Consider the following 23,691-nt stretch of genomic DNA (forward strand, 5'->3'; position numbering starts at 1 on the left):
TCATGAGCGCAGAGCATACCTGTTCTCGGCCACGCATTCATAGCGTTGCACGATGTAGCCGTTGTCATCCACGCTCTCCAGATAGACGTCGAACTGCCACAGCCGCGCCATGTGCCGCAGCACCTCGTTGGTGCTGTCACCCAGCGAGCGGCCATCACTGCGGAAGTGGCGCAGTGTCAGGCTGCGGTTGCCGCGCGTGTTGACCGACCAGACCTGGATGTTGGGCTCGCGATGGTTGATGTCGTACTGCCGCGAGAGGGCCTGGCGCACATACTGGAAACCCCGCTCGTTGTGGATGGCCGAGACCTCGATCTCGCTGCGCGCCTCATCGTCCAGCACGGCGAACATGCGCATGTCGCGCATGAGCTTGGGCGAGAGATACTGGGCGATGAAGCTCTCGTCCTTGTAGTTGCGCATCACGTATTGCAGGGTGTCGAGCCAGTTGCTGCCGGCGATCTCGGGAAACCATTCGCGGTCTTCATCGCTGGGCTGTTCGCAGATGCGGCGGATGTCGCTCATCATCGAGAAGCCCAGGGCGTAGGGGTTGATGCCGTTGTAATAGGGCTTGGTGATGGGCGGCTGGAACACCACATTGCTGTGCGAATGCAGGAATTCCATCATGAAGCCATCGGTCAGGCGGCCCTGGTCGTAGAGCGTATTCAACAGCGTGTAATGCCAGAAGGTGGCCCAACCCTCGTTCATCACCTGGGTCTGGCGCTGCGGATAGAAATACTGGCCGACCTTGCGCACGATGCGGATCACTTCACGTTCCCAGGGCTCCAGCAAGGGCGCGTTCTTCTCGGCGAAGTAGAGCAGGTTTTCCTGCGGCTCGGAGGGGAAGCGGCCTTCGACGGTGGCGGCGGCCGTTTCCTTCTTTGCCGGCAGGGTGCGCCAGAGTTCATTGACCTGCGACTGCATATAGGCTTCGCGCTCGCGCTGGCGCGCCTTTTCCTGCGCCAGCGACAGCCGTTGCGGGCGCTTGTAGCGATCCACGCCGTAATTCATCAGCGCATGGCAGGAGTCCAGCAGTTCCTCGACCCGCTCGAAGCCATGACGCTCTTCGCACTCGGCAATGTAATTGCGTGCATACACCAGATAATCGATGATGGCACTGGCATCGGTCCACAACTGGAACAGGTAGTTGCCCTTGAAGAAGGAGTTGTGTCCGTAGGCCGCGTGGGCGATGACCAGGGCCTGCATGGTCATCGTGTTCTCTTCCATCAGGTAGGCGATGCAAGGGTCGGAGTTGATCACGATCTCATAGGCCAGGCCCATCTGGCCGCGCTTGTAGTCGCGTTCGGTCAGCATGAAGTGCTTGCCGTAGGACCAGTGTCGATAGTTGACCGGCATGCCGTGCGAGGCATAGGCATCCATCATCTGTTCGGCCGAGATGATTTCCAGCTGGATGGGATAGATGTCCAGCTCGTAACCCTTGGCCACCCGGGCGATTTCATCGTTGTAGCGTTCGATCAGATCGAAGCTCCAGTCCGAGGGGCAGGGCAGGGGGTCATGCTTGAAGCGGCTGTTCATGCGTGCACCTGCTTTTCAAAGAGTTCGCGGAAGACCGGGTAGATCTCGGCGGCCGACTGCACCTTCTTCATGGCGAAGTGCGGGTGCGACTCGATCAGTTGCATGTACTCGGTCCACAGGTTCTGTTCCGGATCGGCCACCTGGATGTAGGCGAAGTAGCGCGTCAGCGGCAGGATGGCCGACTCCAGCAGCTCGCGGCATTTCGGGGAATCGTCGTTCCAGTTGTCGCCGTCGGAGGCCTGCGCACCGTAGATGTTCCATTCGCTGGGAGAGTAGCGCTTGGTGATGATGTCGTGCATCAGTTCCAGGGCGCTGGAGACCACGGTGCCGCCACTTTCCTGCGAGTGGAAGAAAGTGTTTTCATCGACCTCGTCAGCCCGCGTGTGGTGGCGGATGAAGACCACTTCGATGTGTTCGTAGTTACGTGTCAGGAACAGGTAGAGCAGGATGAAGAAACGCTTGGACAGGTCCTTGCGCTGCTCATCCATCGAACCCGATACATCCATCACGCAGAACATCACGGCGCGGCTGGAGGGTTGCGGTTGACGCACCCGGTTCACATAGCGCAGGTCGAAGGGGTCGATGAAGGGGATGCGCAGGATGCGGGCGCGCAAATGCTTCACTTCCTCTTCCAGCAACTGGATGTCGGCGCTGTGCTCCTCGGGTTTGCGCTTCATCTCGGCCAGCGTTTCCTCGGCCACGTCGAGCTGGCGCTGCAAGGGACCACCCAGGGCGATGCGGCGGCCCAGCGAGGAGCGCAGCGAGCGCACCACGTCGATGTTGTTGGGCGAGCCATCCACCGAATAGCCGGCGCGCTGGTTCTTCCAGCTTGGTACCTGCAGCAGGTTGGTTTCCACCAGGCGCGGCAGTTCGAGGTCCTCGAAGAAGTAATGCATGAATTCTTCGCGGGTCAGTTCGAAGGTGAAATCGTCCTGTCCTTCGCCGTCGTTACTGGCACTGCTGCCGCCTCCGCCGCCGCTGCCACCGTTCTGGCGCGGGATGCGGTCACCCTGCAGGTAATCCTGGTTGCCCGGATGCACGGCTTCGCGCTTGCCGCCCTTGCCGTGATGGAAGAAGGGCTCCGAGACGTCCTTGCGGGGGATGCTGATGCTCTTGGATTTTTCGAGATCGGTGATGCTGCGGTCGCGCACTGCGTCCGCCACCGAACGTTGGATATGCCCCTTGAAGCGCCGCAGGAAGCGCTCCCGGTTGGCGATGCTCTTGTTCTTGCCAGCCAGCCTGCGGTCGATGATCTGATGCAGCACTCGGTTCTCCTGCTAGTGGTCGGCGGTGCGCCAGGCGCACGGCGCCGAAGGGTCGCCACGAGCATCGCCACGCATGCCGCGGACGATGCGCAACAGCGGCGCTTACGAGGACTTGCGCACGCGCAGGTACCATTCGCACAGCAGGCGCACCTGCTTGGGCGTGTATCCCTTGCTGACCATGCGATTGACGAAGTCTTCGTGTTTCTGCATTTCCTCGGTGGAACCCTTGGCATTGAAGGAGATCACCGGCAGCAGGTCCTCGGTGTTGGAGAACATCTTCTTCTCGATCACCACACGCAGTTTTTCGTAGCTGGTCCACAGCGGGTTCTTGCCACCGTTGTTGACCCGGGCGCGTAGTACGAAGTTGACTATCTCGTTGCGGAAGTCCTTGGGATTGCTGATGCCGGCCGGCTTCTCGATCTTTTCCAGTTCCGCGTTCAGGGCCGCACGGTCGAAGCTCTCGCCGGTGTCGTGATCGCGGTATTCCTGGTCCTGGATCCAGAAGTCGGCATAGGTCACGTAACGATCGAAGACGTTCTGGCCATATTCCGAGTACGACTCCAGGTAGGCGGTCTGGATTTCCTTGCCGATGAATTCGGCATAGCGCGAGGCCAGCGTGTCCTTCACGAAGGAGAGATATTTCTGCTCGGCTTCCTGCGGGAACTGTTCACGCTCGATCTGCTGTTCCAGCACATACATCAGGTGCACCGGATTGGCCGCGACCTCGGTGGTATCGAAGTTGAACACACGCGAGAGGATCTTGAAAGCGAAGCGCGTGGAGATACCGTTCATGCCCTCATCGACGCCGGCATAGTCGCGATACTCCTGATAGGACTTGGCCTTGGGGTCGGTGTCTTTCAGGTTCTCGCCGTCATAGACCTGCATCTTGGAGAAGAGGCTGGAGTTTTCCGGCTCCTTCAGGCGGGTGAGCACCGAGAACTGCGCCATCATCTTCAGCGTGCCCGGCGCGCAAGTGGCCTTGGCCAACGAAGAGCTGCGGATCAGTTTTTCGTAGATCTTGATTTCTTCGGACACGCGCAGGCAATACGGCACCTTGACGATGAAGATACGGTCCAGCAGCGCTTCGTTGTTCTTGTTGTTGCGGAAGGCCTTCCACTCCGATTCGTTGGAGTGGGCCAGGATGACGCCATCGAAGGGTATCGCACCAAAGCCTTCGGTGCCCTTGAAGTTGCCTTCCTGCGTGGCCGTCAGCAGCGGGTGCAGCACCTTGATGGGCGCCTTGAACATTTCCACGAATTCCAACAGACCCTGGTTGGACAGGCACAGCCCGCCCGAATAGCTGTAGGCGTCGGCGTCGTCCTGCGAATACTGTTCCAGCTTGCGGATATCGACCTTGCCCACCAGGGTCGAGATGTCCTGGTTGTTCTCGTCGCCCGGCTCGGTCTTGGAAATACCGATCTGGCGCAGGATCGACGGGTAGCGCTTGACCACGCGGAATTGGCGGATGTCGCCGTTGTACTCGTGCAGGCGCTTGACGGCCCAGGGGCTCAGGATGGGTTTGAGGTAGCGACGCGGGATGCCGTACTGTTCTTCGAGGATGGGGCCGTCTTCGTCGTAGTCGAACAGGCCCAGCGGCGATTCATTGACCGGCGAACCCTTGATGGAATAGAAGGGCACCTGCTCCATGAGCTGCTTCAGGCGCTCGGCGATGGAGGACTTGCCGCCACCGACCGGACCCAGCAGGTAGAGAATCTGCTTCTTCTCTTCCAGACCCTGGGCGGCATGGCGGAAATAGGAAACCACTTGCTCGATCACTTCTTCCGCGCCGTAGAACTCCTTGAAGGCGGGATAGACCTTGATGACCTTGTTGGCGAAGATGCGCGAGAGGCGCGGATCTTCCCGGGTGTCGACCTTCTCCGGCTCGCCGATGGCCATCAGCATCCGTTCGGCAGCCGATGCATAGACTGCCGGGTCGTTCTTGCAAAGATTCAGATACTCTTCAAGCGATAATTCTTCTTCTCTGGTCTTGTCGAACCGGCTTGCAAAGCTGCTGTAGATATCCATACCACCTCCGTCGCTCTCAAAAAAGTACGAAACAGATTCATATGTCTGGACTTGCCATCTGCGGTTATCGAAGAACGCGTCGGTGACTCTGGAAAGCGTCATTGCCGGTGTGTTCTTTGAAAGCCGTAGCGTCTACAGCGTGATGCGAAGAACTTTTCACTTCTGGTTTTTATTCTAGTCCTTTTTTGACTAGCACTTGCTTCCCCTAGTGATCCATCGCTACTGGCATGGTTCATTGGATGCTCGAATTTTTTCGATGTCCGGACCTGCGTTCAAGCCGTCCCATTCCTTCATGGGTGAAGGGATTTTCCCCTCATGCTCTTTCAATGTGCGGATTGCTGCAGCGGTTGACCTCACGGTGCGCTATTTTCGCGCAGCGCGCCATCGTAAAAAACCTGATGGCCGGCGGGAGAAAACCGGCGGACAATCTCCGCCTGGTCGGTTTGGCAGGCGATGCGCCTGTGTTTGTCGTCTCCTCGTTACGGTGCGGTTCGCACACTGCTGACTACCCCAAGTCCCTTATAGCTGGAATCGTGCCAGCCCGGTATGACTTATTCCCTGCTGGCGCGCAGATGCCCCATCTTTTTTGTAACGGTGCGGATCGCCGCGCCCCGGTGTTGCTGATCTGCCTCATCCCGAGACGCATCGCAGGATGACCGGAAAACCCTTTAGATGATTTCTTCCCGCCGCATGAGCAGGACGCATGGCCTGGATGCGCCGCCGGCATCGTGATGGGTCAACGAGCGTGAGGAAGGTCAAAGCATGTCGATCAGGCAATTTTCCGTCCGCGCGCGGGGGCGGCGCGGCAAATCCGCCACGCTCTGGCGGCAAACTCGGCCATTGGCCGCCGGCAAGGGGCTGGAAAGCGCATAAGTCATTGACAGCTAAGTAGAAAATGCAGTCTAATTCAGGGTTCACCATCTGAAGAATTGCGCGCGGTGCCGTCGCAGTGCTGTTTCAGTTGCAGGTCGCCCGATTACCCAGGTAAGCCAGGCCGCCAGCGACAGAGGCCAACAAATGGTGTCAGCGATGCAGGGGCTGCCGGCTTATATGGCGGCAGGGCATCGGTGATGCGGAACAGGCACACCGAAAGCGGTTCCAGAATTCCGATTTATTTTTGCTGTTTGCTCCAAGGCAGCCCAACTTAGCGAGTCCAACATGAAACGTACTTACCAACCTTCCGTCGTGCGTCGCAAGCGTACCCATGGTTTCCGTGCCCGTATGGCAACCCGTGGCGGCCGTGCCGTGATCAACGCCCGTCGCGCCAAGGGCCGCAAGCGTCTGGCTGCTGTTTAAGCCAGGGCATTGCGCTGCCGTTTCGTGTGACGGACGTCCGCTCACCGCTTCCAGCACGTCAAGCAGGCGACTTCCCACGCGATCGGCGAATCGTTAAAACGGATGAGTTTTCATCCGTTTTTCGTTTGCGCCCCGTGTATCGTACCGAGCACTTCGTGTTGTATGCGCGCCGTAACAGCCTGATGCAAGCCCGCCTGGGCGTGGTCGCGGCCAAGCGGCTCGCACCGCGCGCGGTGACCCGCAATACGATCAAGCGGGCCACGCGCGAACTGTTCCGCCAGGCCGAACTGCCCGCCGTGGATTGCATCGTGCGCCTGTCGCGCCCGGTCAATGCGCGCAAGGACCCGGCCCGCAGTGCCGGCGTCAAGGCCATGTTGCGGACCGAGCTGATGCAGTTGTTCGCCTTCTTGCCGAACGCGCCGGCATTTGCCAGGAAATAGGAAGTGATGAAAACGCCTTTGCTCCTGCTGTTACGTGCCTACAAGCTGGGAGTAAGCCCGTTCCTGGGGCAGAATTGCCGTTTCTATCCCAGCTGTTCCGACTATGCCGCCGAGGCGGTGCGCCTGCATGGCGCGCTCAAGGGCAGCCTGCTGGCCGGCAAGCGCGTGTGCAAGTGTCATCCCTGGCATCCCGGCGGACTGGATTTCGTCCCCGGTTCGGCCGAGGCGCGGGCGCATGCGATGAGCCAGTCTTCCGCGCCGTCTCCCGATTTTCCGAATACTTCGTCGCAGCCCCCGGCTGCCCGGGTTTCTCCCCCTGTGGCCGCTGACGGTTGCAGCCACTCCTGAACTCATCAATACGCATATGGATATCAAACGTACCGTCCTGTGGGTTGTATTCTCCTTCTCCCTGCTGCTGCTCTGGGATGGCTGGATGCGCCATAACGGGCATCAGTCGATGTTCTTCCCGTCGGCCAACCCGACTCAGGAGCAAGCCGCCGCCAATCCGGCCGCACCCACCGCCAGCCCGACCGGTTCGCCTGTCCCGCAGGCCGGTACGCCGGCTCCGGCCGCTGCCGGTACTCCAGGCGCCGTGCCGGGCGCTGACGGCAATGCCGTTGCCGCCAAGGGCGAAACCATCACCATCACCACCGACCTGGTCAAGGCCAGCATCGACACCGTCGGCGGCGAACTGAAGCGCCTGGAGCTGCTCAAGCAGCCGGACGTGGTCGATCCGACCAAGAACGTGGTGCTGTTCGACTCCGAACCGGGCCATATGTACCTGGCCGAATCGGGCCTGATCGGCGGCCCGTTCCCCAACCATAAGACCATCTTCACCGCCCAGCCGGGTCCGCGTACGCTGGACAACGGCAACGAGGTGCAACTGGTGCTGGTGGCCGACCAGGGTGGTGTGAAGCTGACCAAGACCTATACCTTCAAGCGCGACAGCTACCTGATCGACGTCAAGCACACCGTGACCAACGACACTGGTGCGGCGATCAATCCCTCGCTGTACCTGCAGCTGGTGCGCGACGGCAACAAGCCGGGTGGCGAATCGCACTTCTACAGCACCTTCACCGGTCCGGCCGTCTACAGCGACAGCGAGCACTTCGAAAAGCTGGACTTCGAGAAGATCGCCAACGGCAAGCAGCAGCATGTGAACAAGGCCGACAACGGCTGGATCGCCATGGTGCAGCACTACTTCGTGTCGGCCTTCATCCCGCCGCAGAAGGCGCAGCGCGACATCTTCAGCAAGAAGGTGGGCGACAACCTGTACGCGGTCGGCTCCATCCTGCCGCTGGGCACCGTGGCACCCAACGCCAGCGTGACCATGGACAGCCAGCTGTATTCCGGCCCCACCATCTCCAAGACCCTGCAGGCGATTGCCCCCGGCCTGGACCTGGTGCGCGACTACGGCCACCTGACCGTGATTGCCGAGCCCATCTTCTGGCTCATGACCCACATCCACAACCTGGTGGGCAACTGGGGCTGGACCATCATCCTGCTGACCGTGCTGATCAAGCTGGTGTTCTTCCCGCTGTCGGCCGCCAGCTACCGCAGCATGGCCAAGATGAAGGCGGTCTCGCCGAAGATGCAGGCCATCCGCGAACGCCACAAGGGTGATCCGCAGGCCATGAACCGCGAGATGATGGCGCTCTACAAGACCGAAAAGATCAATCCGCTGGGCGGCTGCCTGCCCATCGTGATCCAGATCCCGGTGTTCATCTCGCTGTACTCGGTGCTGCTGGCGTCGGTGGAAATGCGCGGCGCGCCGTGGCTGGGCTGGGTGCATGACCTGACCGCGCCGGACCGCCTGTTTGGCACCATCCCCTACTTCAACATGCCCATCGGCCTGCTGCCCATCATCATGGCTGCCTCGATGTTCCTGCAGACCAAGCTGAACCCGACGCCGCCGGACCCGGTCCAGGCCAAGGTGATGATGTTCATGCCGCTGGTGTTCTCGTTCATGTTCTTCTTCTTCCCGTCCGGCCTGGTGCTGTACTGGGTGACCAACAACATCCTGTCGATCGCGCAGCAATGGGTGATCACCCGCAATATCGAGAGCGGCAAGACCAAGTAAGCTGGTTCCTGCAGCCCATCAAAGGAAAAACCCGTGGAATCCACGGGTTTTTTTTCGGTCCTACGCTTCCGTCGGGTTTAACATTGTCTTTACCGCTGCCCCAAAGGGGGGATCGCAGCGTGTTTTGATCACACAACAACAAGTAGACGCAGATGACTTTCGATTCTTCTCCCATCGCCGCCATCGCCACCGCACCCGGACGCGGCGGCATCGGCGTGGTCCGCATTTCCGGCAAGAACCTGGCACCGGTGATCCGCGCGGTATGCGGGCGCGACAGCCTGGCGCCGCGCCACGCCACCTACCTGCCTTTCCTCAACGAGGACGGCAGCGCCATCGACCAGGGTCTGGCGATCCATTTCCCCGGCCCGCATTCCTACACCGGGGAAGACGTGCTCGAACTGCAGGGCCATGGCGGCCCGGTGGTGATGCAGATGTTGCTGGCACGCTGTGTCCAGGCCGGTGCCGAGATCGGCCTGCGCCTGGCCGAGCCGGGTGAATTCACCCAGCGCGCCTTCCTCAACGACAAGATCGACCTGGCCCAGGCCGAGGCCGTGGCCGACCTGATCGAAGCCACCACCGAGGCAGCCGCCAAATCGGCCTCGGAGTCGCTCTCCGGCGCTTTTTCCAAGGTGATCCACGAGTTGGTCGATCAGGTCACCCGACTGCGCATGCTGGTGGAGGCCACGCTGGACTTCCCCGAGGAAGAGATCGACTTCCTCAAGCAGAGTGATGCGCGTGGTCAGCTGGCCACCATCCGCAGCACCCTGGAAGAGGTCTTCCGCCATGCCGCCCAGGGCGCCCTGCTGCGCGACGGTCTGAACGCCGTGCTGGCGGGCAAGCCGAATGTAGGCAAATCCTCGCTGCTCAATGTCCTGGCCGGTTCGGACGTGGCCATCGTCACCCCCATCGCCGGTACCACCCGCGACAAGGTCACCCAGACCATCCAGATCGAAGGCATGCCGCTGAACATCATCGACACCGCCGGCATCCGCGAAGCCGGCGACGACGGCAGCGGCCCCGACGAGGTCGAGCGCATCGGCATCGAGCGCACCTGGGCCGAGGTGGCCAAGGCCGACGTCATCCTGCATATGCTGGACGCCGACCGTGGTCCGACGCTGGAAGACGAAAAGATCACCGCCCGTTTCCCCGATGGCGTGCCGATCATCCGCATCTGGAACAAGATCGACCGCTCCGGCCACAAGCCCGCGGTGGACCAGATGCCTGACGCCACCCATGTCTACCTGTCGGCGGCCGAAGGGCAGGGCGTGGAGCTGCTGCGCGGCGAACTGCTGCGCATCGCCGGCTGGCAGCAGACGGTGGAATCGCGCTACCTGGCACGTGAGCGTCACCTGCTGGCCTTGAAGGCGGCCGATGAACATCTGGCCCACGCCGCCGCCCACGCCGATCTGGACAACGAAGCTGGCGAACACGCCCTGGATCTGTTCGCCGAAGAGTTGCGGCTGGCGCAGGAGCGCCTGTCCAGCATCACCGGCAAGTTCACACCGGATGATCTGTTGGGGGTAATCTTCTCGCGCTTTTGCATCGGCAAGTAGTGAGGGAAGAGGAATCGGACAGCAGCGCCATTCCTGACAGTTTCCCCACAGTCCACTGCAGAATTGCAACGAATGTTACAGCGTGTAAAAAGCTTGGAGGCGGAAAGAGAGCATCGTTATTCTGAAGTTCCTCCCCCTCCAATTCATCACCCCTGAGAATTGGATTTAACCCGCCGCCGCAAGGTGCGCGGGTTTTTTTATGGCCGCGCCAGGCTGGCGCCGGCTCTGCAGGAAAGGGGCAGCGCTGCTAATATGCCTGCTGTCCGAATTTACCCCTCTCACATCATCACAGGAAAAAGAACATGTCCGCCAATCCGCGCAACGCCGACTATCCCATCGATCCGCAATTCCTGAACCGCTGGTCGCCCCGCGCCTACAACGGTGCCGAGATTTCCGAAGAGACCGTACTGACCTTTCTGGAAGCCGCCCGCTGGGCACCTTCGGCCTACAATGCCCAGCCCTGGCGCTTCGTCTACGCCCGTCGCGGCACACCTGCATGGGACAGCCTGCTGGGCCTGCTCAACGATTTCAACCGCGCCTGGTGCGCCAACGCTTCGGTGCTGATCGTGGTGCTTTCGCGTACCGTCATGCTGCCCCCGGGCGCGACCGAAGTCGTCCCGGCCCCGACCCACTCCTTCGATACCGGCTCGGCGTGGGGCTATCTGGCCCTGCAAGCCTCGCTGTCCGGCTGGCACGCCCACGGCATGGCCGGTTTCGACAAGGACAAGGCCCGTACCGAACTGAACGTACCGGCCGAATTCTCGGTGGAAGCCATGGTCGTCATCGGCAAGCTGGGCGACAAGTCCGTCCTGCCGGAAGGCCTGCAGGCCCGCGAAGTCCCCAGCCCGCGTGAGCCGCTTTCCAAGCTGGCATTCGAAGGCAAATTCAAGGCTTGAGCCGGCCCGTAAAATATTTCGCAATTTTCTGAAGAAGGCCTAGCTTTTTGAAAAAAGCTCTCCTATAATATCGTTCTTTCAGCAAGCAACGACAGCTGAAGCGGTTTTAGGAGTGGTAGTTCAGTTGGTTAGAATACCGGCCTGTCACGCCGGGGGTCGCGGGTTCGAGCCCCGTCCGCTCCGCCAAATAAAACGCCTCGTTCGCAAGAACGGGGCGTTTTTGTTTTTGCGCAGAAAAAACTGCAGCCTGGATGAAGCTGTCTGCGCGGCTCTATGCTTAGCACGTTCACGCGCCTTAGAAAAGACACAATCGCCGGCTGGGACGATTACGCGACAGGATCAAAAAAATTTGAGTTCCACGTACTATTTCCACTTGGAAATGCTTACACTAACCCGGAATTTGCAGTTTCTCAAAACAGGAGACCGGCGTATGCCGGGGCGCAGTGATGTTTTTGAGGGAACCCGGCCTGTCGCGCAGGTCGAGGAAGAGGGCTCGAACCGCTCCCCAAAGATGTACCAAGAACCCACCGAGATGCAGTAGCGGATTCGCAAGAAGTGCAGGGATGGCATGAGCAGGGCGGCGCGCGCCGCATCCTGTGGCCTGCACGTTTGGCATCTAATGGGATAAATAGGGGGAAGCGATGAAGCTCGCCAATTTCAATATTGGCGTCCGCTTGGGCGCCGCATTCGCAGTGGTCTTGTTGCTGATCGTGGTGACTGCCATGGTCGGGATCAGGAACCAGTCGTCCAACAATGCTGAAATCAACAGCATCGTCAACGAGAAGTACCAGCTCATCGCCTTGAGCAACCAGATCAAGAACAACGGCTACAAGGCCAACGCGGTGCTGAGCAACATCCTGTTGGCCGCCACGCCGGAAGCGTCGGCCAAGTACATGGACGAATACGCAGGCCTGCGCAAGGCCAATACCGAGGCCTACAAGCAGCTCGAAGGCATGCTCGATTCCGACAAGACCAAGGCTCTCTACGCCGAACAGACCACGGCCCGTTCGGCCTACGGCGTGGCAGTACGCAAGTTCTTCGAACTGATGAAGAACGGCGACCGTGCCGAGGCCACCACGCTGTACCAGGGCGACATGTCCAGGCTGCAGCTGGACTATTTCGTCATGGTCGACAAGATGGTCAATTCCTTGGCCAAGGAAATGGTGGTCGACGCCGGTCAGGCCGCCGAAGATGGTCAGATGGCCGTGATTCAGATGCTGGTGCTGTCGGCCGTGGCCGTGCTGCTGGCCTCGGTAGTGGGTGTGCTCATCACGCGCTCCATCACCGCCCCGGTGCGTCACGCGGTCATGCTGGCCGAGACCGTGGCACAGGGAGACCTGTCCTATCGCCTGCAGGCCAAGGGCAAGGACGAGATCAGCCGCCTGCTGCAAGCGCTGCAGCACATGAGCGATAACCTGCATGACACAGTCTCCAATGTGCGCAACGGCACCTCGGCCATCGACATGGCCGCACGTGAACTGGCGCAGGGCAACCTGAGCCTGTCGGATCGTACCGAACAGCAGGCCAGCTCCCTGGAGGAAACCGCCTCGGCCATGGAGCAGCTGACCTCGGCAGTGCGCCAGAATGCCGACAATGCCTTGCAAGCCAGCCAGCTCGCGGTCTCGGCCTCGGACGTGGCCGTGCGCGGCGGCGCTTCGGTGGAGCAGGTGGTCAACATCATGAGTGCCATCAGCACTTCTTCCGGCAAGATCGCCGACATCATCGCGGTGATCGATGGCATCGCCTTCCAGACCAACCTGCTGGCCCTGAACGCGGCAGTCGAAGCAGCCCGCGCCGGCGAACACGGTCGCGGTTTTGCCGTGGTGGCCAGCGAAGTGCGCGGCCTGGCCCAACGCAGCGCCGTGGCCGCCAAGGAAATCAAGTCCCTGATCGAAGGTTCGGTCAGTCACGTCAAGGCCGGCAGCACCATCGTCGAACAGACGGTAGCCACCATCGATGAAGTCATCGCCAGCATCAAGCATGCGACCGATCTGATCACCGATATCAGCGCTTCCAGCAAGGAACAGAGCGAGGGCATCGAGCAGATCAACCAGGCCATCAGCCAGATGGACCAGATGACCCAGGAAAACTCCGCCCTGGTGGAGCAGAATGCCGCCGCCTCCAAGGCCTTGCAGGCGCAGGCGGAGCAACTGTCGGCCCTGATGGGGCGGTTCCGTCTGAGCGAGCTGATCGCCCAGACCGGCTATGCCGGCAGGGGCCATGGCAGCGTGCGTGAAAAGATCATCCAGCCCGAGTTGTCGCTGATCCAGGGCTAGTCATTGTTGTGAACGCAGTGTGGTAAGAGGGGCCGCGAGGAGACCGCGGCCGGCCTCCACGGCCGGTCGTGACAAGAACAAGGCGTCCCGCCCGGGACGATCACCGTGCCAGTGATGGCCGGACGATACCGTCCCGGGTGCGCTCGCCGCCATCGTCTTTTTCGTAGAAGGCATGTCCGCCAGCCCGATGCGGCATGCCTGCACACTTGCCCAGAAAGGTTCGCCATGACGCTCCACCGTTCGAGCCCGCTCGACCAGTCTTCCCTTTCCGCCCGCCAGGCCCTGGCGCATGCCCGCATCCAGTCCTTCATCGAGGCCTACCGCAATGAGGGTTATCGCATCGCCGATATCGATCCGCTGGGTACCATCTCGGTGCCGGACATCCCGGCCCTGCTGTCGCAGACGCACGCGCTGGAGGACGAGGATATCGGCCTGGCCCAGCATCGCCTGCTCGACGGCCTGGGTCTGCGCACCGTCAAGGAGCTGACCCACCATCTGAGCCGCCTGTTCTGCGGTCCGCTGGCGCTGGATGGCAGCGGCGTGCGCGACGAGGCGCGGCGCCAGTGGCTGCTGGCCCGCATGAGTGCGCCCGACCCGGGCGCCGAGTCCGGTATGCCCGAACGCGCCGCCATCCTGGCCCGGCTGGCGGCAGCCGAGCAGTGGGAGCACTACCTGCAGCAGGACTATCCGCAGGCCAAGCGGTTTTCGCTGGAAGGCTGCGAAAGCCTGCTGCTGATGATGGATGCCCTGGTGGAGCGCTGCAGCTTCTACCAGCTGGATCGCCTGTTCTTCGCCATGCCGCATCGCGGCCGCCTGAACCTGCTGGTGAACCTGCTGCAGATGCCGGCCGCCGAAATCGTGGCCTATTTCGACGCCAGCCGCACTACCGTGGCCGCCGCCGGCGCGGTGGACCTGCCTTACCACCTGGGCGCCGAAACCGTGCGCCGCACAGCGCAGGGCGAGGTTGCTCTGTTCCTGGCGCACAATCCCTCCCACCTGGAAAGCGCCTACCCGGTGTTGCTGGGCATGGCACGCGGCTACCGCGCCAGTCATCCGCTGGCCGCGCCGCCGGCGTCGGTGGTGATCCATGGCGACGCCGCTTTCTGCGGGCAGGGCGTGGTGATGGAGTCCCTCAAGCTGGTCCGGCAGCCCGGCTATGAAGTGGGTGGCACCATCCACATCATCGTCAACAATCAGATCGGTTTCACCACCCCCAATCCACTGGACCCGGAGAACCACGGCTATTGCACCGACATCGCCCGCATCGTCGGCGCGCCGGTGCTGCACGTCAATGCCGACCAGCCCGAGGCGGTCTTGCGCGCAGCCCGCATCGCCTTCGACTATCGTATGCAGTTCCACTCCGATGTGGTGATCGACCTGGTTGGCTACCGCCGCTGGGGCCATGCCGAACAGGATACGGCGACCGTGACGCAGCCACTGCTGCACGGCTTCATCGACAAGCATCCTTCAGTGACGCGGCTCTACGCCCAGGCCGGCTGGCCCGGTTCGGACGAGGGCGCAGCGCTGCTGACGGCCAGCCGCCAGCAGGCCTTGGCAGCCTTCCGTGCCAGCCGCGTTGGCGACAGTCGGGAGCCGGCGTCTTCGCGGCCGGCATCGGAGGTGGGCGCGCGAGATACCAGCTTGCCGACCCTGAACCGGTTGCGGCAGTGGGTGGAGCGGATGACGCGCCTGCCGGTCGGATTCGACGCCCATCCGGTCATCGACAGGTTGGTCGCCCAATGGCAGCACAGCGTGGCTGCGCCCGAGCACGCCTGCAGCTGGAACTTCGCCGAGAACATGGCCTATGCCTCCCTGCTGGCGGCAGGCCACAGTGTGCGCATTTCCGGCATGGACGTACAGCGCGGCACCTTCATGCAACGCCAGGCGGTCTGGCATGCGGTGGACCAGGCTCAGGCGCGCCAGCATTCTTTCTGGCCGCTGCGCGAAGTGGCCGCGCCGGGGGCCGCCCTGGAGGTGATCAATTCCCCGCTGAGCGAAGAGGCGGTGGTCGGTTTCGAATATGGGGTGAGCGTACAGGCCCGTCCCGATGCGCTGGTGATCTGGGAGGCCCAGTTCGGCGATTTCGTTAACGGCGCCCAGATCATGATCGACCAGTACATCACCTCCGGACGTGGCAAGTGGGGCTATGGCTCGGCCTTGACCCTGCTGCTGCCGCATGGCTACGAGGGCGTGGGGCCGGAGCATTCCACCGGTTACCTCAGTCGCATGCTGCTGCTATGCGCGGATCACAACATCCGTGTGGCCTATCCCTCCAGTTCGGCGCAGTGGTTCCATCTGCTGCGCGATCAGGCGCTGCAGGCCGATTGCCCGCTGGTCGTGTTTACGCCCAAGACCGTGCTGCACACCGAGCCGCGTGCCAGTTCGCCGCTGTCAGCCTTGCTGGAAGGCGCATTCCAGCCGCTGCTGGAGGATCCGGAGGGGCCGCCGCAGGATCAGGTGCGGCGGGTGGTGCTGTGCAGTGGCAAGGTGCGCCATGACCTGGCCGCTGCGCGTGACAAGGTGCAGGATGCGCGCACTGCACTGCTGTCGGTGGAGCAGCTCTATCCCTTCCCGACCGCGCAGCTGGGTGAAATGCTGCACACCTGGCCGGCCCTGGAGGAAGTGCTCTGGGTCCAGGAGGAAGAACGCAACCAGGGGGCCTGGCTTTGCGTACGCGATGCCATCGAGGCCGCCTTGCCGGCGGCGGTGCGCCTGCGCGCCGTGTATCGGCCGGATACCGCTTCCGGACCGACCGCCTCCAAGGCCACCCATTACGCCCAGCAGGCCAGCCTGATGCACGCCGTGTTCCCGCAAGGCTGAGGGACGAAAAAAAACGGTGCACTTCTGCGCGAAGTGCACCGCCTACCCCCCCCTCCGGTTTCCCCGGTATTTGATTCCGGTCGTCCATGCTGGCGATCCGCTGGTCTTGACGTTGTAGTCTGCCGGTTAAGCAAAAGTCAAGTACGTCGTATGCTGCAGCCGCTCAATGTCGGCGTCAAATCCGCGTCGGCACCCGTGTGCCGCGCCATGCTCAATAGGTCAGCGTGACCGTCACGGTATCCGAATAGGCGCCGGCCAGCGGGGTCTGGGCGGCCGGGATCTGGCCGTAGACGGTCAGTGTCTGGGTCAGGCCCGAGCCGGTGCCGGTCACGGTGTCGGTGCCGATGGTCGAACCCCAGTTGTTGCTGCGGGCCGCATCGCGGTACAGCGCATAGTTCAGGGTGCCGCCGCCGGCCGCGCTCATCTTGCGGCTGCTGACGGTGGAGCCGCTACCGGTGCCGGCATCCAGGCCGACGTTGTAGGCGGTGCCGTTGGTGCAGAGCACGGTGATGGTGCCGGACTGGTTGACCACGCTCTGGGTATAGGCGCCGAAGGCGATGGCTGAACCGACCACGGTGCAGGCAGCCACCACGGAGGCGCTGATGGTCAGGGTGCCGCTGGCAGTGGCGGCATAGGAGGCAGGTGCGCTGGAGGCCAGGACGACGGCGGCGATGGAAGCGGCGACGAAGCGATTTTTCTTGGCAAAGAACATGTGGTTTCTCCGGTTCTGGCTGCCCCGTCCTCGCCCCTTGCGAGAACTTCCCTGTGCAGCGCTGGTATGGAGACACTTTAATTTCCAGGCGTCGCCGACGACATCCGGCGATTCCCTAGTCCCCCGTCCATTGGCGTCAGGGAAAACCTGAGCTGCCGGAAAGTGGCACCAGCGCGACACTACGCAACACGACGGCCAACTGCCCTCAATAGGTGATCAATACGGTCAGGGTATCCAGGTAACTTCCGGCCTTGACGTTCTGGCTGCCCGGTACGCGACCGTAGACGGTATAGGTGCGGACCACCGGGGTGAGCACCTGCAGCAGATAGCCATCGGCGATGAAGCCGGTGCTGGATGAGCCGTCACCCCAGATCGACGTGCGCGCCGCGTCGGTATAGACCTGGTAGTTCAGACTGTTGGTGCCGCTGAGCATCTTGCGCTGTGAATAGGCACCGCTGCTGCCGGCACTGAGCTTGACGGAATAGCCGATCAGCAGCGACACGGTGGCCTGGCAGGTCACGGTGATGCTGCCGGTGTTGTCGAGGTGGGCGCTGGACTGCGGGTCGTACAGGCCGAACGCCACCGGATTGGAGGCCGACGAGCAGACCTGCTGCGCCTGCAGCGGCGCGACGACCAGCAGGAGGAGGGTCCAGGCCAACGCCGGGCAGAATGGGGGGATCGTCTTCATGTGTTCTCCATGATGCCGCCGCCCTTCAACGGCAGATCACGACTTCGTTGCTCATGCCGCCCTCGCTGCGCGGCGGCGGTGTCAGGGTGGCGTGGCATTGCGCGCCCGAGGGCAGCTGCACGTCCAGGGTGTTGACCGGGGCCAGTTCCTGCAGGTAGCTCACGCCGTCATAGCCGACCGGCGCCTGCAGGCCGGTTTCGCGCACCGTGATGCTGGCGCCCAGCGGGATGAACTGGCCAGCTGCATCCTTGAGGATGATGGTCACGTCCGAGGCGCGCCGGGCGTTGAAGTGCACCACCACGCCGGAACGGTCGCGCGGCCGGATGTACTGGTCGGGCTGGTCCAGCTGCAGGGTCAGCGGCAGGTCCAGCACATCCACCGATATCTTGTTGACGTCGTAGGCGCGCAGGTCGGTCAGCAACAGCTGACCATTGTCGTCGGTGCGGCCGGCGTAGCGGTTTTCGGTATAGATGCCGACATTCTTGACGCCGGCGGCGTTGACCACCGCAAAGCTGTCGTCAATCCAGTCGGCGGCGAAGCCGCTGCCATCGATGAAGGCGACCGAACCGCGCGCGCCCAGGCGCTGGCTGTTGGTGTTGGCGGCTTGCGAAGCGGCGGCGCTGAGGCTGCCATAGCGGCTCTTGTAGTTGAGCTGGGCGATACGCTGGTGGTAGCTGCCCTCGGTGTCCTGCAACTGCCAGCCGAGGTCGCCGATGGCCACCGTCGAGCGGCTGGCCTGCAGCGTGGTGGTGCGCTGACCATTGTTGTTGCTCACGCTGGCACCGGCCACGTCGCGCGCGCCGAAGGGAATGATCAGGCCGATGGTGGCGCCGTAGCCGCTGTTGCGGAAATCGCGGTAGGCCGTCAGGTACATGTTGGAAGTGCTACCCACCGACTTGAACCAGGTGACCGTGACCGTCTCGCTGTCGGCCAGGCCGGTGGTGCCGGTATCGGTGAACAGCAGTGGACTCTTGCTGCGCGCATAGGCCATGCTGAGCGATCCGCCACGGCCCAGGTTCAGGCCCAGCGTAGCCACGGTGGCGCTGCGCGAGACCGCTGCACCCTGGATGGCACCGATGTCCTGGTAGTCGCGGGTGGCCTGGGTGCGGCTCACTGAGATGCTCACCGGATCGGCATTGCGCTCGATGGCCAGCGAGAGCTGTTGCCCGTTGCCGCGCTCGGCATTGCTGGCGGCCAGGGCGGTGGCCAGGACCGCGCGGTTTCCCAGATTGAACACTGCGCCGCCGCCGGCCAGCTTCAGGCTGCGCATGGCTTCGGCGTGGCCTTCCAGCGTCAGGCCGTCGCTTACGCCACGACGTGCCGTGCCGGACATGGCGAACTGGCCATAGTCGTTGCTGCGCAATCCATAGTTGCGGCGCACCCAGCCGCCTTCGACCGAGTAGGATGACAGGCCCGGCTTCAACAGGCGGTCGGTTGCGTAGAAATTGATGGTACGCAGGGTCTGCCGGCCCAGTTCATCGGTGACCGCCACCGCGATCTGGCCGGCCCCGCTGGCGATCGGCGGCTGGCGGATTTCGAACGGGCCGGGCGGCACCGGTTGCGAGAGCTGGCGCACACCGTTGACGAACAGGTCCACCGTCGAGGGCACTACCGTCTCGCCCCCCAGCGATGGTGTGGGGAAGCGCACCAGGTCCGGCCTCAGGTTGAAGTCGGAGGCGTACTGGAAGCCGCCCAGTCGCACCGAGCGGCTCCAGGCCAGGCTGCCATTGATGACGTCACCGACCCGGTAGCGCGTCAGGCTGGCCGGTTCGGAATAGGTGTAGGTCGTCTCCAGTCGCGCCGAGACGCCGCCGCTGTTGCCGGTGAAGCCCAGCCCGGTCGAACTGAGCACGCCGCTGCCGCTGAACCAGCGCGCATCGAACAGTCCGCCCAGCGCATGCTGCCCCTGGCTGGAGGAGGCCAGCAGGTCGTAGTTCAGCACCATCCCGCGCCCGCCCGCGGACAAGGGGACCCTGCTGGCAATACTGGTGGCGTCGATGTCGGTGGTGTTCATGAAGCGGGCCGGGATCATCAGGTTGATCTTGGCGGCGCCCTCGTCGAGGTCGACGCCGGTGGCGATGGCGCGCAGGGCGATGAGCTCGTCGTCGGCGCCATCGACCCGCAGCCGCAAACTGCGCAATTCGGCAGCGGTGGCGAAGAGGGCCTGCTGGCGCCGGGTGAACTGCGCCACCAGATCGGTGGCGCGGCCATTGATCGACACTTCCAGCAACAGCAGTTCGTCACCGGCCGCAGCGCGCGCCTGCAGGACCGTGCCGGCCAGCAGCGTCAGCCAGAGCAGCCAGAGCAGCCACAGCGACAGCCGCTTCAAGGCGCCACGGTGAGTTCGGCATCAATCGGCCCGGCATCGCTGTTGGCAGTCATCTTGACTTTGCTGCCGACGGCAAGCGGGGTCTCGGTATCGATCAGGTATTGGCGGGTGATCCCGGCCAGGGTATAGGGATTGCCGCCGGCGGGGGCGCTGATCTTCTTGCCGTTGGGCAGGGTCAGCGCCAGATCCAGTAACCGCGCTCGGCGGTTGCCGACATTCTGCACCTGCAGCCGGACCGGCTTGCCGGCACGTAACTGATATTCAAGCTGGGCCTTGGGCGGCGCAGTGGGCGCGATGAACACCGGCATCGAGATGCGGAACTTGAAATTGATGGTGGCCCCCTCGGCCGCCGAGGGAATCTCGTCGATCAACAGGCGAAAGGCGATTTCCCCGGCACCTGCGGCCTGCCTGGAGACGACGCGGATCACCTGGGAGGCGCCCGGTGCCAGGTTGAATACCGGCGGGCTGATGATCAGGTTCTGGGTAGGCTGCAGATCATCCTTGCTGTCCACCTGGTTCCAGTCATAGGCACGGATTTGCAGCGACACATTATGGTTGTCGTTGTTGACGATCTTGATCACCCCGGCCGTACGCGAAGACGACAGTTCCAGTACCACCGGTGCGATCTCGAAATTGGAGGCATGCACTTGCTGCCATCCCCCCGCCATCAACAGGCCAGCCAGAGCACACGCGCGTGCCAGCGGCCACAACATGGATCCTGATCTCGTCACGCTACGAAATCTCCATTCTGGTTGTCAGGTATTTGTCAATTTTTTGCTAGAGTAAAACGAAACCCGAACATGGAAAACAAAAAGTTGCAAACCAGCCACAGAATTTGACAGGAAGTTAAATATTTCCTTTCGTTAAGTTGAATATCAGGATGATCAAAGTACGTGGTCGACATTCATCGTCGACACGGAAAAATGGCGCGGCTTCCGTTGGAAGGCGCGCCATGCGGGCGATGAGAGCAGAGATCGGCGGCGCCTGTACGCGCTGGGATCAGTAAGACAGGGTGATGGCCACCACGTCGCTGTAGTTGCCGGCACGCGGCGTCTGTCCGGCCGGGATGTAGCCGTAGACCGGCAGATTCTGGGTCGTGCCATTGCCCACGCCGGCCACGGTATCGCTGCCATTGCTGTTACCCCAGGCCTTGGTGCGGGCCGCATCCTGGTACAGAGCGTAGTTGAGCGAATTGACGCCGTCGGCACTGGTGAGCTTGCGCGCGGTCACATTGCCGGCCGCGCCGGTGCCGGCATCCAGGCTTACGGTATAGCTGGTGCCGGCAGAGCAGGCCACGCCGATCTGGGCATTCTGTTGCAAGGCAGTAGAGGAATACACGCCGAAGGGCAGGGCGGCGCTCTGCACCACGCATTGGGTCGGTACCACGGCGCTGATATCAAGCTGGCCGGTGGTGGAAACGGCCAGCGCGTTGACGCTCAGGCCCAGCGATGCAGCGGCCAGTAGCAGAAAAGGCGGATTTTTCATCATGGTGCAAGGCCATCTGGTCACTGTAAGAACTGGAATCTATTATAGAATTAATTCGAATAATTACTCTGAAAATGGATATAAAGATGCGGACAAGCAACACCATTTTCGATAAATTGGAAGAACTTGCTTCCATTTGCTGACAGAAAGAAAACATTTGATGCCAGATCGCTATGTCCGGCATCTCTGCAGACAGCCAGGAGACCTGCCGGCAGCAGCGCAGTGCCGTCGGCCAGACGATCAAGTGGGGGGCGGGTGCCGCGTCGGCGTGTGCCTGCGGCAGCACACTCCCGGAACGACCAAGCTCAAGAATGGCGCGACCCTGCGGCCCTGCGACGGTGCGCAGGTTTGAACGCGTGGGCCGGTAACAGGCTCTCAAGTGCATGACGTGACTGGCAGACCGATGAACAGCGACCGATGTAATTCATGCCGATGACTAGACCAAGCGGACTGGCACGTGCCAGTACCGGCATCTTCTTCCTGCTGGCCTTGCTGCTGTCGCTGGGCGTGGCGGGCTTTTCCTATTACAGCGTGCGCGATTTCGAACAGCGCACGGTCTGGCTGCAGCACACCCATGCCGTCATCAACAAGCTGGAAGCTGCCAATTCGACCGTGCGCGACGTGGTCAGCAATTCGCGTGGCTATGCGCTCTCCGGCAACCACGAATACCAGGACAGTTTCGATGCCGGCGTGCGGCAGCTGGAGGTGCTGCTGCGCGATCTGCGCGGGATGATGAGCGACAACCTGGCGCAGATGCAACTGCTGGCCCGTACCGAAGACCTGATAGCCCAGCGCCTGAGTCTGTCACGCCGGCTCATGGAGCTCAGCCCCGAGGAAGGGCACCAGCGGGTGCTGGAGGGCAAGGACCTGAGCGACCAGATCCGTACCGCCTTCGAGGAAATGAAGGCCCAGGAGACCGGGCTGCTGGCCAAGCGCGCCCACGACGCCGCTGCCAGCGCCGACCTGACCATTCTCATGGTGGTCAGCGGCAGCCTGCTCAGTATCGCGCTGCTGGTGCTGGTCTACAGCAAGCTGCGCCGCGAGATGAGCCGGCGGGTGGAAGCCCAGCAACGGGCCCAGGCCTATTCGGACGAGATCGAAGACCTCTACAACAACGCGCCCTGCGGCTATCACTCGGTCGATGAGACCGACAAGACCATCATCAAGATCAACGATACCGAGCTCAAATGGCTGGGCTACACCCGCGAGCAGGTGGTGGGACGCATGACCCAGCTCGATCTGCTGGCGCCAGGCAGCGCCGAACGCTACCAGCGCGAGCTGCATCCGCAATTCCTGCTCAAGCGCGAGATCAATGGTATCGACCTCGACTTCCGCCGCGCCGACGGCAGTGAGTTCACGGCCCTGGTCAATGCCACCGCCATTCCCAGTCGCGACAACAGCAAGCTGATCAGTCGCACCGTCATCTACGATATTTCCGAACGCAAGCGGGCCGAGGATGAAATCGAAGCCCTCAATGCCGATCTGGAGCGCCAGGCCCAGCATCTGCACAGTGTGAACAAGGAACTGGAGAGTTTTTCCTATTCGGTCTCGCACGACCTGCGGGCACCGCTGCGTGCCATCTCGGGCTATGCCATGATCCTGGAGGAAGACTACGCCCACGTCATCGACGAGAAGGGCCGCGAGCAGTTGCAGGTGATCCGCCGTAACGTGCGCAAGATGGATGAGCTGATCAACGACCTGCTCAAGCTCGCCAAGTCCACCACCGGCGAGTTGACCCTGCAGCGGTTCTCGATGGATGAGCTGGTGGGGCAGGTGATCGCCGGCCTGCGCCAGGAAAACCCGGGTGTGCGCTTCGAGGTGGATGCGCTGGAGGGCGCGGTGGCCAATCGTGGCCTGATCGCCCAGGTGTGGGAAAACCTGCTCTCCAACGCCGTCAAGTTCAGCAGCAAGAGCGACGAGCCGCTGGTACGGGTGAGCATGGAAGTGGGGCCGGAGGAGTACATCTATGGCGTGCATGACAATGGCGTGGGCTTCGACATGCGCTATGCCCACAAGCTGTTCGGTACCTTCCAGCGGCTGCACCGTCAGGAGGAATATCCCGGCACCGGCATCGGCCTGGCGCTGGTGCAGCGTATCGTGATCCGCCATACCGGCCGGGTCTGGGCCGAGAGCACTCCCAAGGTGGGCGCGAGCTTCTATTTCTCGCTGCCGCGCAAGGGTGTCCTGCCCAATCTGGGCGATGTGCGCTGAGTACCCGCCCGGAGACGTGCCCATGCATTGCGCCCCGCCAACCCTGCTGGATACCGAACTCAATACCGAGCCGAATACCGAGCGA

17 protein-coding genes and 1 tRNA gene are annotated in these 23,691 nt (G+C 62.3%); 10 read left to right on the forward strand and 8 right to left on the reverse strand.

Translation table 11 applies throughout. The annotated features are described in order from the left end of the window. From VE092_RS04240 to VE092_RS04250, 3 genes are all read right to left on the reverse strand, one after another. Positions 1 to 1,530, reverse strand: a complete 1,530-nt coding sequence (locus VE092_RS04240) for a SpoVR family protein (RefSeq protein WP_324874128.1) — start codon at positions 1,528 to 1,530, stop codon at positions 1 to 3. Beyond that, complete coding sequence (locus tag VE092_RS04245) at positions 1,527 to 2,795, reverse strand: YeaH/YhbH family protein (protein WP_006461358.1); 1,269 nt, start codon at positions 2,793 to 2,795, stop codon at positions 1,527 to 1,529. Before VE092_RS04245 ends, VE092_RS04240 begins: the two co-directional genes overlap by 4 nt. Positions 2,796 to 2,897: 102 nt before the next feature. Then, a complete protein-coding gene (locus tag VE092_RS04250; RefSeq protein ID WP_324874131.1) occupies positions 2,898 to 4,820 on the reverse strand; it encodes a PrkA family serine protein kinase in 1,923 nt (640 codons plus the stop codon). A 1,158-nt stretch (positions 4,821 to 5,978) separates the two neighbouring features. Between VE092_RS04250 and rpmH the strand changes: the two genes are divergently transcribed. The 9 genes from rpmH to VE092_RS04295 all read left to right on the forward strand — a co-directional run bounded on the left by rpmH (position 5,979) and on the right by VE092_RS04295 (position 16,181). After that, positions 5,979 to 6,116, forward strand: a complete 138-nt coding sequence (gene rpmH, locus VE092_RS04255) for a 50S ribosomal protein L34 (protein WP_006461360.1) — start codon at positions 5,979 to 5,981, stop codon at positions 6,114 to 6,116. 26 nt (positions 6,117 to 6,142) lie between these two features. Then, the gene (gene rnpA, locus VE092_RS04260; protein ID WP_324874133.1) at positions 6,143 to 6,556 is read left to right on the forward strand and encodes a ribonuclease P protein component; all 414 of its coding nucleotides are present in this window, start codon (positions 6,143 to 6,145) and stop codon (positions 6,554 to 6,556) included. Between the two features lie 6 nt (positions 6,557 to 6,562). Continuing rightward, positions 6,563 to 6,904, forward strand: a complete 342-nt coding sequence (gene yidD, locus VE092_RS04265) for a membrane protein insertion efficiency factor YidD (RefSeq protein WP_324874136.1) — start codon at positions 6,563 to 6,565, stop codon at positions 6,902 to 6,904. A 16-nt stretch (positions 6,905 to 6,920) separates the two neighbouring features. Next, positions 6,921 to 8,636, forward strand: coding sequence for a membrane protein insertase YidC (gene yidC / locus VE092_RS04270; RefSeq protein WP_324874138.1), 1,716 nt, complete (start codon positions 6,921 to 6,923; stop codon positions 8,634 to 8,636). 152 nt (positions 8,637 to 8,788) lie between these two features. Then, positions 8,789 to 10,189, forward strand: coding sequence for a tRNA uridine-5-carboxymethylaminomethyl(34) synthesis GTPase MnmE (gene mnmE / locus VE092_RS04275; RefSeq protein ID WP_324874140.1), 1,401 nt, complete (start codon positions 8,789 to 8,791; stop codon positions 10,187 to 10,189). A 302-nt stretch (positions 10,190 to 10,491) separates the two neighbouring features. Next, positions 10,492 to 11,085 carry a nitroreductase family protein gene (locus VE092_RS04280; RefSeq protein ID WP_324874142.1) on the forward strand — a complete coding sequence of 198 codons (594 nt, stop codon included), beginning with the start codon at positions 10,492 to 10,494 and terminating at the stop codon, positions 11,083 to 11,085. Between the two features lie 109 nt (positions 11,086 to 11,194). Further along, positions 11,195 to 11,271 (forward strand) — tRNA-Asp (locus VE092_RS04285). Between the two features lie 455 nt (positions 11,272 to 11,726). Then, positions 11,727 to 13,361: a methyl-accepting chemotaxis protein gene (locus VE092_RS04290; protein WP_324874144.1), complete on the forward strand. Its 1,635-nt coding sequence runs from the start codon at positions 11,727 to 11,729 to the stop codon at positions 13,359 to 13,361. 225 nt (positions 13,362 to 13,586) lie between these two features. Next, entirely contained in the window at positions 13,587 to 16,181 is a 2,595-nt protein-coding gene (locus tag VE092_RS04295) for a 2-oxoglutarate dehydrogenase E1 component (protein ID WP_324874146.1), read from the forward strand. Positions 16,182 to 16,392: 211 nt separating this feature from the next. On the opposite strand, the gene VE092_RS04300 is transcribed toward VE092_RS04295, so the two are convergent. The 5 genes from VE092_RS04300 to VE092_RS04320 all read right to left on the reverse strand — a co-directional run bounded on the left by VE092_RS04300 (position 16,393) and on the right by VE092_RS04320 (position 21,398). Further along, the gene (locus VE092_RS04300) at positions 16,393 to 16,893 is read right to left on the reverse strand and encodes a spore coat U domain-containing protein (RefSeq protein WP_324874148.1); all 501 of its coding nucleotides are present in this window, start codon (positions 16,891 to 16,893) and stop codon (positions 16,393 to 16,395) included. Positions 16,894 to 17,098: 205 nt separating this feature from the next. Then, positions 17,099 to 17,581, reverse strand: a complete 483-nt coding sequence (locus tag VE092_RS04305) for a spore coat U domain-containing protein (protein ID WP_324874149.1) — start codon at positions 17,579 to 17,581, stop codon at positions 17,099 to 17,101. Positions 17,582 to 17,606: 25 nt separating this feature from the next. Then, complete coding sequence (locus VE092_RS04310; RefSeq protein ID WP_324874151.1) at positions 17,607 to 19,910, reverse strand: fimbria/pilus outer membrane usher protein; 2,304 nt, start codon at positions 19,908 to 19,910, stop codon at positions 17,607 to 17,609. After that, positions 19,907 to 20,557, reverse strand: a complete 651-nt coding sequence (locus tag VE092_RS04315) for a fimbrial biogenesis chaperone (RefSeq protein WP_324874153.1) — start codon at positions 20,555 to 20,557, stop codon at positions 19,907 to 19,909. Before VE092_RS04315 ends, VE092_RS04310 begins: the two co-directional genes overlap by 4 nt. A 352-nt stretch (positions 20,558 to 20,909) precedes the next feature. Further along, positions 20,910 to 21,398, reverse strand: a complete 489-nt coding sequence (locus VE092_RS04320; protein WP_324874155.1) for a spore coat U domain-containing protein — start codon at positions 21,396 to 21,398, stop codon at positions 20,910 to 20,912. A 423-nt stretch (positions 21,399 to 21,821) separates the two neighbouring features. Here VE092_RS04320 and VE092_RS04325 point away from each other — a divergent pair, with 423 nt between their 5' ends. Then, on the forward strand, positions 21,822 to 23,606 hold the full coding sequence (locus tag VE092_RS04325) for a sensor histidine kinase (protein WP_324874157.1): 1,785 nt from the start codon (positions 21,822 to 21,824) through the stop codon (positions 23,604 to 23,606). Positions 23,607 to 23,691 lie beyond the last annotated feature (85 nt).

It is taken from the genome of Herbaspirillum sp., assembly GCF_035644555.1.
GTDB lineage: Bacteria > Pseudomonadota > Gammaproteobacteria > Burkholderiales > Burkholderiaceae_D > Herbaspirillum.